This is a genomic window from Streptomyces sp. NPDC034085, from assembly GCF_055575555.1.
The window spans coordinates 1-15,645 of record NZ_JBVISL010000010.1; the positions used below are offsets into that span (position 1 = coordinate 1).

Sequence of the window (15,645 nt, forward strand, 5' to 3'; positions counted from 1 at the left end):
CCCGGCTGCGCCCTGCCCGCCACCACCGCCGGCCGCGCCGGCACCGGCGACGGCCTCCGCTACACCACCGCCCTCCCCGCAGCCACCGCCCAGCCAGGCAACGGCCCCTACCAGGACACCGGCACCCGCACACCGCCCGACAAGGCAGACCGCCCCACCGGGGCACGCCCCGACACAACCGCCCGGCCAGGGCACCGGCAGGGGACTACTCCGCCGCCGCCCGCCCCGTCAGCGCCGCCAGGCTGGAGCGGACGTGGCTCATGTGGGCCCGCATCTCCTCCGCCGCCTCCGCGTGCTCCCGCAGGATCCGCTCCGTCTCCCGCCCCACCCGCTCCTCCGCGACCCGCGCCTGCGCGACCAGCTCCTCCGCCCGCGCCTCCGCGTCCTCCTGACCGTGCCGCGCCGACTCCTCGGCCTCGGCGTACCCCCGCCGCACCTCCGCCAGCCGCGCCTGCGCGTACCGCTCCAGCTCCGCGTTCCTGGCGTCCGCCTCCTCGGCCCGGGCCGCCAGTTCCCGCCCTTCCGCCTCCCACCGCTCCGTCTGCTCCTGCTCCTGCTCCGCGAGCAGCGCCCGCGACCGGCGCCCCGCCTCCGTCAGCGCGGCCTGCGCCTCGGACCGCCACCCCGCCGCGTCCTCCCGCGCCTGCGCCCGGATCCCGTCCGTCTCCCGCTGCGCCCGCAGCAGCCCCTGCCGCGCCCGCACCTCGGTCTGCTCCCGCACCGCCTCCGCGTCGTGCCGCGCCAGCTCGGCCACCCGGCCGGCGTGCGCTTCGGCCGCGTCCGCCGCCTCCGCCGCGTCCGCCCGCGCCTCGTCCCGCAGGGCCTGCGCCTCCTCCTGCGCCAACTGCAGGATCCGCCGCGCGCGCTCGCTCAGCTCCTCGTACGTCTGGGGAGCCAGCGCGGCGACGGCCACCCGCAACCGCTCGGACTCCGCCTCCATCTGACGGGCCAGCACGGTGAGCCGGGCCACCCGTTCCCAGGCCTCGTCCCGGCTGCCGGCCAGCCGCGCGAGATACCGGTCGACCTCGTCCGTCCGGTAGCCACGACCGCGCACGATCGCAAAGGGTGCAGTCATCCTGGGAGCGCCTCTCTCGCGGGGATTGCTGTCAAGGATGCGTCATTTGCACTCAGAAGCCGGAATGGCCGGGCCGGTCCCCCCTTCCGAGGGGACCGGCCCGGCCACACATCCGGTCCTACGGTCAGAGCAGGCCGTCCCACATCTGCTCCAGCAGCACCGACCACCAGCTCTCCGGGGAGGCCAGGGCCGCACTGTCGAGGCCGGCCAGATTCGCCTGGAAATCGACGGTCCAGCGGCCCGCCTGCTCCGGCGTCAGATGCTGGCGCAGCCGCCACATGTGACCCAGCATCGCCAGCGAGCGGGCGAACTGCGGCAGGCTCGAGTTCACGAACTGCGGCGGCACGGGCGCCCCGCCGGGACCGGCCTCCACCGGCACCGCCACTATGTGCGCGGTCCCGTACTGCACGCACAGCGCCTTGCCGAAGTCGCTGCCGACGACGAGGTACGAGCCCGCGTCGGACGCCGGCTGCACCCCGCGCTGCGCGGCCAGCTCGGCCAGCGTCGGCACCGGCTGGCCGGGCACCGCCTGCGCCCAGAAGAACGGCCCGAAGTCGACCGGCAGGCCCGCCCACATGAGCGTCTGCGCCACGATCTCCGGCACGCCCTGACGGGACACGGCCCGCTGGTCGTAGCGGAACACCCCCTGCGGACCGAAGGCCCCCGCCAGCTCCTGCGCGATCGCGTCCATCGGGATCGCCGGCTGGAGCGGGACCTGCGGCAGCGGCGCCCGGACCGGCGCCGGCCGCGCCGGCCCGTCCGCCACCTGGTGCAGCTCACCCTGATGGGTGAGCAGGTGGCGCATGCCCTGCTGACGGCCCGCGTGGTCGGTCCCGTACGGGGCCACGCTGGTGATCCGCACCTGCGGCCAGGTCTCCCGGATCATCCGGGCGCAGTAGCCGCCGGGCAGCTCGCACGAGGCCAGCTCGGTGTGCAGCTCCAGCACCTGCTGCGGCGGCACGTTCATCGCGCGGAGCTCGTACAGGATCTGCCACTCGGGGTGCGGCGTACCGGGCGCCGAGCGGCGGATGAGCTGCTGCTCGGAGCCGTCGGGCGCGCGGTAGCGCAGCACGGCCTGGTAGCCGGGGCCCACCGTGGGGACGCCGGACACGGCCGCCGGCAGCTGCGGAGCCGGGCCGGGAGGCGTGCCGGGCGGACCGGGCGGCTGCGGCACACCCCCGGGACCGGCCAGCATGGTCGCGGCATGGTGCGCCCCAGCCCCGGGCGCGCCGGGCGCACCGGGAGCCCCGGGGGCCCCTGGCGGACCGGGAGGCGCGGGCGGACCGGGCGGCTGCACGACGGCCGGACCGGCCAGCATCGTGGCGGCATGGTCCAGCCCCCCGCCCAGCGACCCGTGGGCACCGGGCACACCGGGAGCCCCGGGAGCCCCAGGGGCGCCGGGCGGACCAGGAGGCGCGGGCGGCCCGGACGGCGCAGCCGCACCCGGACCGGCGAGCATCGTCGCGGCATGGTGCGCCCCACCCCCGGGCGCACCGGGCGCACCAGGCGCTCCGGGGGCGCCCGGCGGACCAGGAGGCGCGGGCGGACCAGGAGGCCCCGGCGGCTGTACGACGGCCGGACCGGCCAGCATCGTGGCGGCATGGTCCAGCCCCCCACCCAGCGACCCGGGAGCACCAGGCGCCCCGGGCGCACCGGGCGGACCAGGAGGCGCCGGCGGCGTCCCCGGAGGTGCCGGCGGCCCACCCGGCGCCAGCATCGTGGCGGCGTACTGCGCCCCGCCCCCCGGCGTCCCAGGCGCACCCGGCATCCCAGGCGCACCCGGCGCCCCGGCCGGCGGCGCCGCGGGAGGTGCCGGCGGCTGCGGAGCCCCGCCCGCCCGGGGAGCCCGGGCCCGGCTGGTCGGCGCGTCGGCGATGGCGGCGGCCTCCGCCGGCACCGCCAGCGCCGGAGCGACCGTGGTCTTCGGCAGCCGGCTGCCGCCCGCCATCAGCGTGGTCTTGGCCTCCGGGGCCACCCCGGAGGGCGAGGGCGCGTCGTCCAGGTCGGACCCGGACAGCGGCGGCGCGAACACCGTCGCCGGCAGCGGCACCGAGCCGTCGTCGGCACCGGAGTTCACATCGGTCCCGGCCCACGGCGTGGACCCGGCCGGCACCCCGTCGTTCGCGGTCGGCTCGTAGGGGACCTCGCCCCCGCGGCTCAGCGGAACAGGCTCGTCCGCACCGGCCGCAGCCGAAGCCGCAGCCGACCCGGCCGAAGCACCCGAAGCACCCGCGGACGCGTCCCCGACCGCCGGCGGGATCCCCGCCCGGTCCGCCGCCTCCTGCAGCCACTGCGGCGGGGTCAGCATGAACGAGGTCTGCTCCGAGTCGATCCGCGGCGGCGGAACCGAAGCCTCCGAAGCCGCCGACGCAGCAGCCGCCCCGTACTCCTCCTCGTACCGCCGGATCACCTCGCCCACCGGCAGGCCCGGCCACAGCGTCACCTCACCGCTGTCCCGCGCGATGACCAGCCGCTGCCGCCCACCACCGGACACCGGACCGGCCGCCCGGTCCTCGGCCCACACCACGAACCCGAGCCCGAACTCCCGTACCCGCACCTCACGGTGCTGGTAGCCGGGCACGTCCCCGTTGATCCACTCCTCGGCGCGCTCCTGCGCCTGCGCGAACGTCACCACGACGCCGTCACCCCTCACCCATGCCGGCGCCGGACACTGCAACCGAACGCGCGAATCCGCCGTCCACCATCAGACCGGCCACCGTCTCCAGCTCCGGCGGGTTCCCCGCCAAGCGCTCCAGGAAGGCATCGAAATCGGCACCGCACGGCAGCAACAGACGCTCCACGCGCTCCTGCACCGACCAGCCGTCCCGGTCGCGCGCGTCGTCGTACGGGGAGAACCAGACAGAGCCCACGCCCTCCCCCTTCACCTTCACCGCGAGCAGCCCGCCCTGCACGAAGGCCACGCACAGGTAGTCCTTCGTCAGGTGGTCCCGCAGACACTTGTTGACGTACACGAGGTCGTTGACCGCCGCCTCCTCACGCACCGTGAAGAACGGCTGGTCCACCAGCAGCCCCAGCTCCACCAGCAGCCCCGCACCCACCGGCGCACAACCGCCCGCCGCCTTCAGGAACGAGCGGTACGCCTCCGGCAGCCGGTACCCCAGGTCCTCCTCGACGCCCTGCACCTGCGACTCCGACACCGACACCAGCGCCTTCGGCAGCCCCAGGTGCGCCGGACGCACCTCCTGCAACGGCCGGGCCCCGCGCTTGTCGTGGTCCACCGGAGCCGTCGCCAGACCCGCGTGGTGCCGCAGCAGCGCCTTGACCTCGACCGGAACCAGCTCCATCCGGCGCGAACCCGCCACGTGGTGCCACGTCCAGCCGTGCGGCGTCGCCACCGGGCCCACCGTGTCCCACAGCGGATGGCCCGCCGCCCGCATGGCCGCGTTCGCGGACACCACGTCCGTCAGCCGCAGCTCGTCCACCCCGAAGCCCTCCGGAGGCTCGGCGATCTCCACCGCCGCACGCGCGTAACGCGAGAAATCGGGATGACCGTTGCCGTCCATCCGCACCCCGTGGGGATGCCGAGCGGCCCGGACCGGGTCCGGGAAATGCACGACCTGCCCCGAGTAAGCGGCGTTGGGTGGCGCGGCCTGCTGCCCGAGCCGACCTGTCGTCATGGCGGTAGCCCCCTGCTGGATCTGGCTGGTTCACCACAGCCTATGTGCTCCGGCAAGACCCACGGCCGCCCGCGGGCCACGCACCGGCGAGCGGGACGGGAACATCCGAATTGATACGAATATTCGACCCCGCTTCCACGTGACAGAGGACGTTTGACAGGCTGTCCCGCAGCACGGGGGCGTGCGCGACAGCGACCGGCACCGCCGCCACGGGAGGGAAGAGCACATGCAGACCGCGACCACACAGACTGCGACCACACAAAACGCGGCACCCCGCACGGGCCGCCCGCAACCGGCCGAGACGGGCCCCGCCGGCGACCCCCGCCTGCGCTGGAGCAGCACCGGCACCGCCCACACCCCGCCCGTGCTCCGCTTCCGCCGCGACGGCATCCTCCCCACCGTCGCCGCCGCGCTCTCCGTCCGCGGCGAAACCCTCACCGGCACCGCCGGCAAGGGCGACCAGGCACCCGTCCTGCACCCCCTCGTCCAGGACTTCCTCGACACCCTCACCAGCGGCCAGCGGGAACGCTTCACCGGCCGCTGCCCCGAAGCCATCCTGCTCTCCCGCCACCTCACCGCCGTCGAGGGCTCCCGCAGCAAGCGCGCCTCGCGCAAGCCCCTCTCCGCCGGCGAAGCCCGCCGCTCCCTCAAACACGCCCGGATCACCGCCCGCCGCATCCGCGAGGACGGAGACCCCCTCCACGGCAGCTACGCACCGCCCTGCCGCTCCTGCGACGCGCTCCTCAACCACTTCGGCGTACGCCCCGTCGACCTCACCCACCCCGAGTAGCCACCATGACCGTCTCCTCCGCCTCCTACGACCGCTCCTCGGCCACCCGGTTCCCCGGCCCCGTGGACTCCGCCCTGCGCACCGCCGGCTGGGAACCCGGCCGCTGGGACATCAAGCAGGCCGAATACTGGGCCGACGCCCTGCGCGACCACACCACCCCCGCCGGCCACCGGCACACCGTCTTCCCCGCCGCCGTCGAAGCCTGGGCCGAATTCGGCGGCCTCACCCTCACCGCACCCGGCCCCGGCCGCCAGATAGCACCCACCCCGGTACGCGTCGACCCGCTCACCGGCCTCCACCTCGCCCGCACCTTCGCCGACCTCGGACGCGCCCTGTCCACCCAGATCTGCCCGCTCGGCGCCGGCACCGACGGCGACTCCCACCTGGCGATCGACCGCGAAGGCCGCACCTACCTCATCGACCACACCGGCGACTGGTACCTCGGCGCCGGCCTCGACGAAGCCCTCACCCTCCTCCTCACCGGCCTCCAGCCCGCCCGCCTCACCACCGGCTAACGGAACGGCAGCACCGCCGACACCTTGAAGCCGCCCCCGTCCGTCGGCCCCGACACGAACACCCCGCCCAGCCCCAGCACCCGCTCCCGCATGCCGACCAGCCCGTTGCCGCCGCTGGGCAGATCGGCCCCCCGCGCCTCCCCCTCGCACGGCCCGTTCTCCACCTGCATCGCCACCTCCCCCTCCCGGTGCGCCAGCCGTACGACGACCCGCGCGCCCGGAGCGTGCTTGTGGCAGTTGGTGAGCGCCTCCTGCACCACCCGGTACGCCGTCTGCTCCACCGCGGCCGGATACCCGCCCCCCTCCCCCTGCACCAGCACCTCCACCGACATCCCCGCCGCCCGGGACTGCCCCACCAGCGCCTCCAGCGCGTCCAGCGAAGGCCCCTCCTCCGGGCCCGCCGCCCGAGCCGCCACCCGCACCGGCTGCTTCGCCGGCGCCCGCAGGACCCCCAGCATCTCCCGCAGCTCCGTCAACGCCTGCCGGCCCATGTCACCCACCAGCGCCGCGTTGCGCACCGCCTTCACCGGATCCTTCGCCGCCACCGCCTGCAACGCCGCCGCGTGCACCACCATCAGCGACACCCGGTGCGCCACCACGTCGTGCATCTCCCGCGCGATCCGCGTCCGCTCCTCCTGACGCGCCCACTCCGCGCGCTCCTCGGCCCGGTCCGCCAGCAGCGACAGCTCCCGCTCCAGCGAGTCCGCCCGCTCCTGCAGGCTCTCCATCAGCCGCCGCCGCGCCCCCACGTACAACCCGAGCAGGACCGGCGGCACGGTCAGCGCCACCGCCATGAACACCGACAGCACGATCACGAGCGTGCCGTCGGCCTCCACGTCCCCCCGCGTCTGGACGTACGTCACCACGAACGTCCCGGCCAGCGACATCGAGGCCAGCGTGGCCGTGACCTGCCGGGGCACCTCGCAGGCGGCCAGCGTGTAGAGGCCGACCACCGACAGCAGGAAGCCCATCGTGGCCGGCGTGACGGCGATCCCGACGAGCACCACCGCGACCGGCCAGCGCCTGCGCAGCACGAGCGCCGACCCGGCCAGGGCCCCGAACAGCACCCCCGCCCACACCGGCAACCCGGCCTCACGGGCGCTCGGCACCCCCTCGAAGCCGCACTCGACGGCGGACACCACCCCGAGCCCCACATCGAGCAGCGCCGCCCGGCGCCGCCCCCACCACCAGGGCCCGTCCCGGCCCGTCCCCCCGCGCTCTTCCCCCGTACTGGTCATGCGCTCCAGCCTACGCAGCGGCCTCAGCACGCCGCCGAACGAAATTCCGGCAAACCCGAGGTAATCGCACGTACGACTGAATCGCCCGGCTCCCGAGACCTGAATCCCACATTCCGGACGAACCTGAGCCCATGAGCAAATACGCCGACTTCGAGGGCCTGCGCGAGCAGGCCCTCGCCCTCCGCCGCGAGGGCCTCAGCCGCCGGCAGATCCGCGACCGGCTCCACGTCGACAACAACGACATCCTCAACCGCCTCCTCCAGGGCGAGCCCCCACCGGCGTGGACCAAGCGCCCGAACGCGAAGGACGACCTCCGCGACCGGGCCAGGGAACTCCGCCTCCAGGGCATGACCTACGACCAGATCCAGCTCGAACTGGGCTGCTCGAAGAGCTCCATCTCCCTCTGGGTCCGCGACCTGCCGAAACCGGACCGCCGACGGACGCGCGAAGAGGCTTCCGCCATCGCAAGGAGGGGTTGGGAGCGAACGCTCCTGACTCGAGACACGGAAAGGCGCAGAGTCAAACAGCAGGCCGCCGCCGAGATCGGCCGGATGTCCGACAGGGAGCTCTTCCTCACGGGCGTCGGCCTCTACTGGGCCGAGGGCAGCAAGGACAAGCCCTACGACCGGCGCGAACGGGTGATCTTCGTGAACAGCGACCCGGGGATGATCAGCGTGTATCTCGCCTGGCTCCGCCTGCTCGGCGTGAACCCGGAACACCTGCGCTACTGCGTCACCATCCACGAAACAGCCAACGCCGCGGATGCGGTGCGGTTCTGGGCGAACCTGGTCGGCGTCGACGCCGACCGATTCCTCAAGACGGCCCTCAAACGCCACAACCCCAAGACCATCCGGAAGAACACCGGCGAGAACTACTACGGCTGCCTCACCGTTCGCGTTCTCCAAGGCGCCGATCTGTACCGTCGCATCGAAGGCTGGTGGTGCGGCATAGTAGGGGCTGCATCCGAATCCGATCAACCAAATCGGACATAGGGGACGAGCCATCCCGGATCGTCTAAGGGCAGGACAAATGGTTTTGGTCCATTGAATGAGGGTTCGAATCCTTCTCCGGGAGCACACAGAGGAAACAAGCTCAGTTCGGGTCCTGACCTCGCGGTCGGGACCCGGCCTCGTTTCCGGGCCGTGACCCCCCGCTATCCTTCACGGGTCCACCCCCGAAGCCGAAGGGCCCACCCGTGAGCGCAACCCGCCCGGCAGCCGTCGTCGTACTCGCAGCGGGTGAGGGCACCCGCATGAAGTCGGCCACACCCAAGGTCCTGCACGAGATCTGCGGGCGCTCGCTCGTCGGTCACGTCGTCGCGGCCTCCCGCGAACTCGACCCGGCCCACCTCGTGGTCGTCGTGGGCCACGCGCGCGAGCAGGTCACCGCGCACCTGGCCGGCATCGACGCCGGCGTCCGCACCGCCGTCCAGTACGAGCAGAACGGCACCGGCCACGCCGTCCGCATGGCGCTCGAGGAGCTCGGCGAGAGCCCGGCCGGCACCGTGATCGTCGTCTGCGGCGACACCCCGCTGCTGACCGGCGAGACCCTGCGCGCCCTGGCGGACACGCACGAGGCCGACGGGAACGCCGTCACCGTCCTGACCGCCGAGGTCCCCGACTCCACCGGCTACGGCCGCATCGTGCGCGACCCCGGCACCGGCGCGGTGACCGCCATCGTCGAGCACAAGGACGCCACGAACGCGCAGCGCGCGATCCGGGAGATCAACTCCGGGGTCTTCGCCTTCGACGGCGCCCTCCTCGCCGACGCGCTCGGCAAGGTCCGTACCGACAACAGCCAGGGCGAGGAGTACCTCACCGACGTGCTCGGCATCCTGCGCGAGGCGGGGCACCGCGTCGGTGCGGCGGTCGGCAGCGACCACCGGCAGATCCTCGGGATCAACAACCGGGTGCAGCTGGCCGAGGCGCGGGCGCTGCTGAACGCGCGCCTGCTGGAGCGGGCGATGCTCGCGGGCGTGACGGTCGTGGACCCGGCGAGTGTCTTCGTGGACGTCACCGTCACCTTCGGGCAGGACGCGGTGGTCCACCCCGGCACGCAGCTGCTCGGTGCGACGCACATCGGCGAGGGTGCGGAGGTCGGTCCGAACACCCGGCTGAAGGACACCCGCGTGGGCGCGGGCGCCCGGGTGGACAACACGGTGGCGGACGGCGCGGTCGTCGGCGACCAGGCGAGCGTGGGTCCGTTCGCGTACCTGCGGCCGGGCACGAACCTCGGTGTGAAGGCCAAGGCCGGCACGTACGTGGAGATGAAGAACGCGACGATCGGCGAGGGCACGAAGGTTCCGCACCTCTCCTATGTCGGTGACGCGACGATCGGCGAGTACACGAACATCGGCGCGGCGAGCGTGTTCGTGAACTACGACGGCGAGCACAAGCACCACACCACGGTCGGCTCACACTGCAAGACGGGCTCGGACAACATGTTTGTGGCTCCCGTCACCATCGGGGACGGCGCCTACACGGCGGCCGGCTCGGTGATCACGAAGGACGTGCCGCCCGGTGCGCTGGCCGTGGCCCGTGGCCAGCAGCGGAATATCGAGGGTTGGGTGGCTCGCAAGCGCCCCGGCAGTGCGGCCGCGACGGCCGCGCAGTCGTCGGCGGAGGAGGACTCCGGCAGCCGTTGAGGTGAACTGACCGGAAACAGGTACGCCCTGGACGGCGTACCGTGATAGGTGCACGCAATTCGGCTGGCTCACCGTGTGCGGGACGGACGCACACGGGGGCGAGCAGCTTTCACACGTCTGAGGAGACAGTGCTGTGACCGGGATCAAGACGACCGGCGAGAAGAAGCTGATGCTCTTCTCCGGCCGCGCCCACCCCGAGCTGGCCGAGGAGGTCGCGCACCAGCTCGGTGTCGGCCTCGTGCCGACCAAGGCTTTCGACTTCGCGAACGGTGAGATCTACGTCCGCTTCCAGGAGTCGGCTCGTGGCGCGGACTGCTTCCTGATCCAGAGCCACACGGCTCCGATCAACAAGTGGATCATGGAGCAGCTGATCATGATCGACGCGCTGAAGCGCGCGTCGGCACGCTCCATCACCGTGATCATCCCGTCCTACGGGTACGCCCGCCAGGACAAGAAGCACAAGGGGCGCGAGCCGATCTCGGCGCGCCTGGTCGCGGACCTGCTGAAGACCGCGGGTGCCGACCGCATCCTGACGGTCGACCTGCACACCGACCAGATCCAGGGCTTCTTCGACGGCCCGGTGGACCACCTGTCGGCCCTGCCGGTCCTCGCGGACTACGTGGGCGCGAAGGTGGACCGCACGAAGCTGACGATCGTCTCCCCGGACGCCGGCCGTGTGCGGGTGGCCGACCGCTGGTGCGACCGGCTGGACGCGCCGCTGGCGATCGTGCACAAGCGCCGTGACAAGGACGTCGCCAACCAGGTGACGGTCCACGAGGTCGTGGGTGAGGTCAAGGGCCGCGTCTGCGTCCTGGTCGACGACATGATCGACACCGGTGGCACGATCTGCGCCGCGGCCGAGGCGCTCTTCGCGCACGGCGCGGAGGACGTGATCGTGACGGCCACGCACGGCATCCTGTCGGGCCCGGCGGCCGACCGCCTGAAGAACTCGAAGGTCAGCGAGTTCATCTTCACGAACACCCTGCCGGACCCGTCCGACCTGGAGCTCGACAAGATCACGGTCCTGTCGATCGCGCCGATGGTCGCGCGTGCGGTGCGCGAGGTCTTCGAGGACGGCTCGGTGACCAGCCTCTTCGAGGAGCAGCAGTAGTCACCGCGGTCACGCGGTAGATCCTTTTGGGCGCGGCCTCCCCGCCGGGTACACTCACTGAGTTGCTCGGCGAGGGAGGCCGTACCCGTTCTGCGGTACGGACGCTCCGTTATCGACGCGCTCTTCGTAGCAGGCCGTTCCGGCCGGGTGACCTCTGTCCGTTTTCGTCACCCCACGAGGAGTGAACATGTCCGAGATCAAGCTTGCCGCCAAGCTCCGTGAGACCTTCGGCAAGGGCTCTGCCCGCCAGTCCCGCCGCGACGCCCTGACCCCGGGTGTCATCTACGGTCACGGCACCGACCCGAAGCACGTCGGTGTCGAGGCCCACGCGCTGATGATGGCGCTGAAGACCCCGAACGCCCTGCTCTCCCTGGACATCGAGGGTGCCGGCACCGAGCTGGTCATCCCGAAGGCCGTGCAGCGTCACCCGCTGCGCCGCAACATCCAGCACGTCGACTTCCTGATCGTCCAGAAGGGCGAGAAGGTCACGGTCGAGGTCGCCGTGGTGACCGAGGGCGAGCTGGCCCCCGGCGGCAACCTGCTGGAGACCCTCCTGACCACGATCACGGTCGAGGCCGAGGCCACCCACATCCCCACCGAGGTCACCGTCTCCATCGCGGGCCTCGAGGCCGGTGCCTCCATCCACGCCAAGGACCTGGTCCTGCCGGCCGGCACCACGCTGGCCGTCGACGGTGAGACCCCCGTCCTGCAGGTCGTCGCCCCGCAGGCCGAGGAGCCGGCCGCCGAGGCCGCCGAGGGCACCGAGGCCTGAGCCTCGCCCCACCCCCTCAGCAGTTGCTGACCGACCGCCGTCCGGCTCCACTGGAGCGGGACGGCGGTCGTTCTCGTTCACGGGCTTAAGGAGCTTTTGATGTCGGACGACGCGGCACCCTGGCTGATCGTCGGTCTGGGGAACCCCGGTGCGGAGTACGCCGGCAACCGCCACAACATCGGGTTCATGGTGGCGGACCTGCTGGCCGAGCGGATCGGCGGCCGGTTCAAGGCCCACGGCAAGGCCCGCGCGCAGGTGCTGGAGGGCCGGATCGGGTCTCCGGGGCCGGCGAGCCGGCGGATCGTGCTGGCGAAGCCGATGTCGTTCATGAACCTGTCGGGCGGGCCGGTGACGGCGCTGCGGGACTTCTACAAGGTGCCGCTGGAGCGGATCGTCGCGGTCCACGACGAGCTGGACATCGACTACGCGACGCTGCGTCTGAAGCTGGGCGGCGGGGACAACGGCCACAACGGGCTGAAGTCGATGACGAAGTCGATGGGTGCGGACTACCACCGGGTGCGGTGCGGCATCGGCCGTCCGCCGGGCCGGATGCAGGTCGCGGACTTCGTGCTGAAGGACTTCTCCTCGACGGAGCGCAAGGAGCTCGACTGGTTCGTGGACCGGTCGGCGGACGCGGTGGAGTGCCTGGTCCAGGAGGGCCTGGAGCGCGCCCAGTCCGCCTACAACTCCTGATCCCGTACGCCTGTACGAGGAAGCCCCCGCCGGCCGGCGGGGGCTTCCTGCGTGTACGGGCCGGGTCAGCCGGTGTTGCGCAGGCCGGCGGCGACGCCGTTGACGGTGAGCAGCAGGGCCCGGGCGAGCAGCGGGTCGGGGTCCTCGCCGCGGGCGGCGGCCTGGCGCTGGCGGGCCAGCAGGGAGACCTGGAGGTAGGAGATGGGGTCCAGGTAGGCGTCGCGGACGGCGAAGGTCTGCTGGAGGATGGGCTGGGAGTCCAGGAGCTTCTCCCCGCCGGTGATGCGCAGGACCTCGCGGACGGTGAGTTCGTGCTCGGCCTCGATGCGGTCGAAGACGTGCTTGAGTTCGTCGGGGACGAGGGTGTCGACGTAGTGGCGGGCGATCCGCAGGTCGGTCTTGGCCAGCGTCATCTCGACGTTGGACAGGAAGTTGCGGAAGAAGTGCCAGCGCTCGCCCATCTCGGTGAGGACGGTGTCCTGGCCGGCTTCGCGCAGGGCCTTGAGGCCGGAGCCGACGCCGTACCAGCCGGGGACGATCTGGCGGGACTGGGTCCAGCCGAACACCCACGGGATGGCGCGCAGGCCGTCGAGGCCGGCGCCGGAGTCGGGGCGGCGGGAGGGGCGGGAGCCCAGGTGCAGGTCGGCGAGCTGGTCGACGGGGGTGGCCGCGAAGAAGTACGCGGGCAGGTCGGGGTCCTCGACGAGTGCGCGGTAGGCGGCGTGGGCGGCGTCGGAGACGATGTCCATGGCCGCGTCCCAGCGGGTGAGGGCGTCGTCGGACTGGCGCGGGGCGGTGTGCAGGGCGGAGGCCTGGAGGGTGGCCGCGACGGTCAGTTCGAGGTTCTCGCGGGCCAGGGACGGCACGAGGTACTTGTCGGAGATGACCTCGCCCTGCTCGGTGACCTTGATCTCGCCTTCGAGGGTGCCCCAGGGCTGGGCGAGGATCGCGTCGTGGGAGGGGCCGCCGCCGCGGCCGACGGTGCCGCCGCGGCCGTGGAAGAGGCGCAGGCGCACGCCGTGGCGGTGGGCGACGTCGCGCAGCCGGCGCTGGGCGCGGTGGATCTCCCACTGGCTGGTGGTGATGCCGCCGAACTTGGAGGAGTCGGAGTAGCCGAGCATGACCTCCTGGACGTCGCCGCGCAGGGAGACCAGGCGCCGGTAGGAGGGGTCGGCGAGCATCTCGTCGAGGATGACGTCGGCCGCGCGCAGTTCGTCGGTGGTCTCCAGGAGCGGGACGATGCCGATCTTGGCCCAGCCGGAGTGGAGGTCGATGAGGCCGGCTTCGCGGGCGAGGACGGCGGCGGCGAAGACGTCGTCGGCGCCCTGGCACATCGAGATGATGTAGGACTCGATGACCTCGGGGCCGAACTTCTCGAAGGCGTCCTTGATGGCCGTGAAGACGCCGAGGGTCTTGTGGCCGGCGGCGTCGAGGGGGGCCGGGGTGGGGGCGAGGGGGCGGCGGGAGCGCAGTTCCTTGGCGAGGAGCTTCTGCCGGTAGTCGCGCGGCATGTCGGCGTAGCGCCAGGACTCCTCGCCGAGGCGGTCGAAGAGCTGGCCGAGGGCGTGGTGGTGGGCGTCCGCGTGTTCGCGTACGTCCATGGTCGCGAGCTGGAGGCCGAAGGCGGCCAGGGTGCGGATGGTGCGGTCCATGCGGCCGTCGGCGAAGAGGGCGCCGCGGTGTTCGCGCAGGGAGGTCTGGATGAGGGTGAGGTCGGCGAGGAGCTCGGACGTGCCGAGGTAGTCGCGGCCCTCCTCGTGGGGGATGCCCTTGGCGAGGCGCTCGCGGGTGTTGAGGAGCTTCTGGCGGATGCAGGTGGCCTTGAGGCGGTAGGGCTCCTCGGCGTTCAGCCGCTTGTAGCGGGGGCTGATCTCGGGGAGCCGCTCGAGGTCGGCCTGGAGGGAGGTGAGGAGTTCCTCGGTGGCGCCGGTGTAGCGGATGGAGTTGGAGAGCAGTCCGCGCAGGAAGTCGACGAGTTCGAGGGCGTCGGTGATGCCGTGCTCGTGCTGGAGGATCAGGACGTCGCGGGTGACGTCGGGGGTGACGTTGGGGTTGCCGTCGCGGTCGCCGCCGATCCAGGTGCCGAAGGTGAGGGGGCGGGTGCCGGCGGGCAGTTCCACGCCGACGCGCTGGAGCTCGGCGGCGAGGTCCTCGAGTACGTCGCCGACGGCGCCGGCGTGGAGTTCGTCGAGGTAGTAGATGGCGTTGCGGGCCTCGTCGGCGGGCTCGGGCCGCACCACGCGCAGTTCGTCGGTCTGCCAGACGAGGTCGATGTTCTCGGCGAGCCGCAGGTCGTGGCGGCGGCGGTCGCCGGCGCCGGTGACGGGCTCCTCCAGCAGGGCGGCGATGCGGCGCAGCTTGTTCAGGACGCTGCGGCGGGCGGCCTCGGTGGGGTGCGCGGTGAAGACGGGGCGGACGTTGAGGTTCTTGACCGTCTCGCGCAGGTGCTCGGGGTCGGCGTCCTTCAGCATGTCGGCGGTGCGGGCGAGGAGCCCGCCCTCGGCGGCGCGGTGGGCGCGCAGCTCCTTGCCGCGGTGCACCTGCTCGGTGACGTTGGCGAGGTGGAAGTAGGTGGAGAAGGCGCGCACCAGCTTGGCGGCGGTCTCCAGGTCGGTGTCGCCGAGGAGCGCCGCGGCGGCCTCCCCGTCGGTGCGCGTGAGGGCGCGGACCCGTTCGACGAGGTCGAGGAGTTCCCGGCCCTCCTGGCGGACGAGGGTCTCGCCGAGGAGGTCGCCGAGGCGGCGGATGTCCGCGCGCAGCTCGGCGTTCGCCGTCTCCGCCGTCCGCGGGGCGGCGGCGGGGCGGGCGGGCTGGGTGACGGGGGCCTGGGCGGCCTGGTCAGCACTGCTCACAGGTGCGGCTCCTTGCAGTGTTCGAGCGCTACTGGGCTGTGGGCTCCCGGGGTGCGCGGCCGTGCCGGTCGTGCTGCGCAGCCCGAGCTGCCCGTGCGGACCGCGCTGTCCGACGACAACAGGATAGGTGTCCTGCCCCTGTGCCCCGGCAGAGCGCCCGCACTGTGGGCAGGGTTCGCCCTCGTGGCGCGGGTCCTGTTGCCGTCCGCGCCGTCTTTGCCATACTTACGTTGCCGTAGGTTACGGATCCGTAGGTCGGGTGCCCGGCGCCTGCGGGCTCTCTCCCCCCGACTCCTCACCCCCCAGGGGACCCCCTT

At 72.7% G+C, this 15,645-nt stretch carries 12 protein-coding genes and 1 tRNA gene; 8 read left to right on the forward strand and 5 right to left on the reverse strand.

The annotated features are described in order from the left end of the window. Positions 1 to 205: 205 nt before the first annotated feature. The 3 genes from ACZ501_RS28150 to ACZ501_RS28160 all read right to left on the reverse strand — a co-directional run bounded on the left by ACZ501_RS28150 (position 206) and on the right by ACZ501_RS28160 (position 4,713). Positions 206 to 1,075: a cellulose-binding protein gene (locus tag ACZ501_RS28150; RefSeq protein WP_468799243.1), complete on the reverse strand. Its 870-nt coding sequence runs from the start codon at positions 1,073 to 1,075 to the stop codon at positions 206 to 208. A 124-nt stretch (positions 1,076 to 1,199) separates the two neighbouring features. Continuing rightward, a complete protein-coding gene (locus ACZ501_RS28155) occupies positions 1,200 to 3,710 on the reverse strand; it encodes an SUKH-4 family immunity protein (RefSeq protein ID WP_468799245.1) in 2,511 nt (836 codons plus the stop codon). A 7-nt stretch (positions 3,711 to 3,717) separates the two neighbouring features. Beyond that, a complete protein-coding gene (locus ACZ501_RS28160) occupies positions 3,718 to 4,713 on the reverse strand; it encodes an SMI1/KNR4 family protein (protein WP_361600720.1) in 996 nt (331 codons plus the stop codon). Between the two features lie 226 nt (positions 4,714 to 4,939). Between ACZ501_RS28160 and ACZ501_RS28165 the strand changes: the two genes are divergently transcribed. Beyond that, positions 4,940 to 5,503, forward strand: a complete 564-nt coding sequence (locus ACZ501_RS28165) for a YwqJ-related putative deaminase (protein ID WP_361600717.1) — start codon at positions 4,940 to 4,942, stop codon at positions 5,501 to 5,503. A gap of 5 nt (positions 5,504 to 5,508) precedes the next feature. Next, a complete protein-coding gene (locus ACZ501_RS28170; protein WP_468799247.1) occupies positions 5,509 to 6,018 on the forward strand; it encodes an SUKH-3 domain-containing protein in 510 nt (169 codons plus the stop codon). Here the strand turns inward: ACZ501_RS28170 and ACZ501_RS28175 are convergent. Then, positions 6,015 to 7,256: a sensor histidine kinase gene (locus ACZ501_RS28175; RefSeq protein WP_361600711.1), complete on the reverse strand. Its 1,242-nt coding sequence runs from the start codon at positions 7,254 to 7,256 to the stop codon at positions 6,015 to 6,017. The two genes, ACZ501_RS28170 and ACZ501_RS28175, sit on opposite strands and share 4 nt — an antisense overlap. Before the next feature lie 131 nt (positions 7,257 to 7,387). Here ACZ501_RS28175 and ACZ501_RS28180 point away from each other — a divergent pair, with 131 nt between their 5' ends. The 6 genes from ACZ501_RS28180 to pth all read left to right on the forward strand — a co-directional run bounded on the left by ACZ501_RS28180 (position 7,388) and on the right by pth (position 12,476). Next, entirely contained in the window at positions 7,388 to 8,248 is an 861-nt protein-coding gene (locus ACZ501_RS28180; protein ID WP_468799249.1) for a hypothetical protein, read from the forward strand. Positions 8,249 to 8,259: 11 nt separating this feature from the next. After that, positions 8,260 to 8,330 (forward strand) — tRNA-Gln (locus tag ACZ501_RS28185). Positions 8,331 to 8,451: 121 nt separating this feature from the next. Next, positions 8,452 to 9,900 carry a bifunctional UDP-N-acetylglucosamine diphosphorylase/glucosamine-1-phosphate N-acetyltransferase GlmU gene (gene glmU, locus ACZ501_RS28190; RefSeq protein ID WP_468799251.1) on the forward strand — a complete coding sequence of 483 codons (1,449 nt, stop codon included), beginning with the start codon at positions 8,452 to 8,454 and terminating at the stop codon, positions 9,898 to 9,900. Between the two features lie 133 nt (positions 9,901 to 10,033). Beyond that, on the forward strand, positions 10,034 to 11,011 hold the full coding sequence (locus tag ACZ501_RS28195; protein WP_361600702.1) for a ribose-phosphate diphosphokinase: 978 nt from the start codon (positions 10,034 to 10,036) through the stop codon (positions 11,009 to 11,011). A 187-nt stretch (positions 11,012 to 11,198) separates the two neighbouring features. Continuing rightward, positions 11,199 to 11,783, forward strand: a complete 585-nt coding sequence (locus ACZ501_RS28200; protein WP_361600699.1) for a 50S ribosomal protein L25/general stress protein Ctc — start codon at positions 11,199 to 11,201, stop codon at positions 11,781 to 11,783. Positions 11,784 to 11,882: 99 nt separating this feature from the next. Then, positions 11,883 to 12,476 carry an aminoacyl-tRNA hydrolase gene (gene pth / locus ACZ501_RS28205; RefSeq protein WP_361600696.1) on the forward strand — a complete coding sequence of 198 codons (594 nt, stop codon included), beginning with the start codon at positions 11,883 to 11,885 and terminating at the stop codon, positions 12,474 to 12,476. 65 nt (positions 12,477 to 12,541) lie between these two features. Here the strand turns inward: pth and ppc are convergent, their stop codons facing one another. Further along, on the reverse strand, positions 12,542 to 15,235 hold the full coding sequence (ppc, locus tag ACZ501_RS28210; RefSeq protein WP_361600744.1) for a phosphoenolpyruvate carboxylase: 2,694 nt from the start codon (positions 15,233 to 15,235) through the stop codon (positions 12,542 to 12,544). Positions 15,236 to 15,645 lie beyond the last annotated feature (410 nt).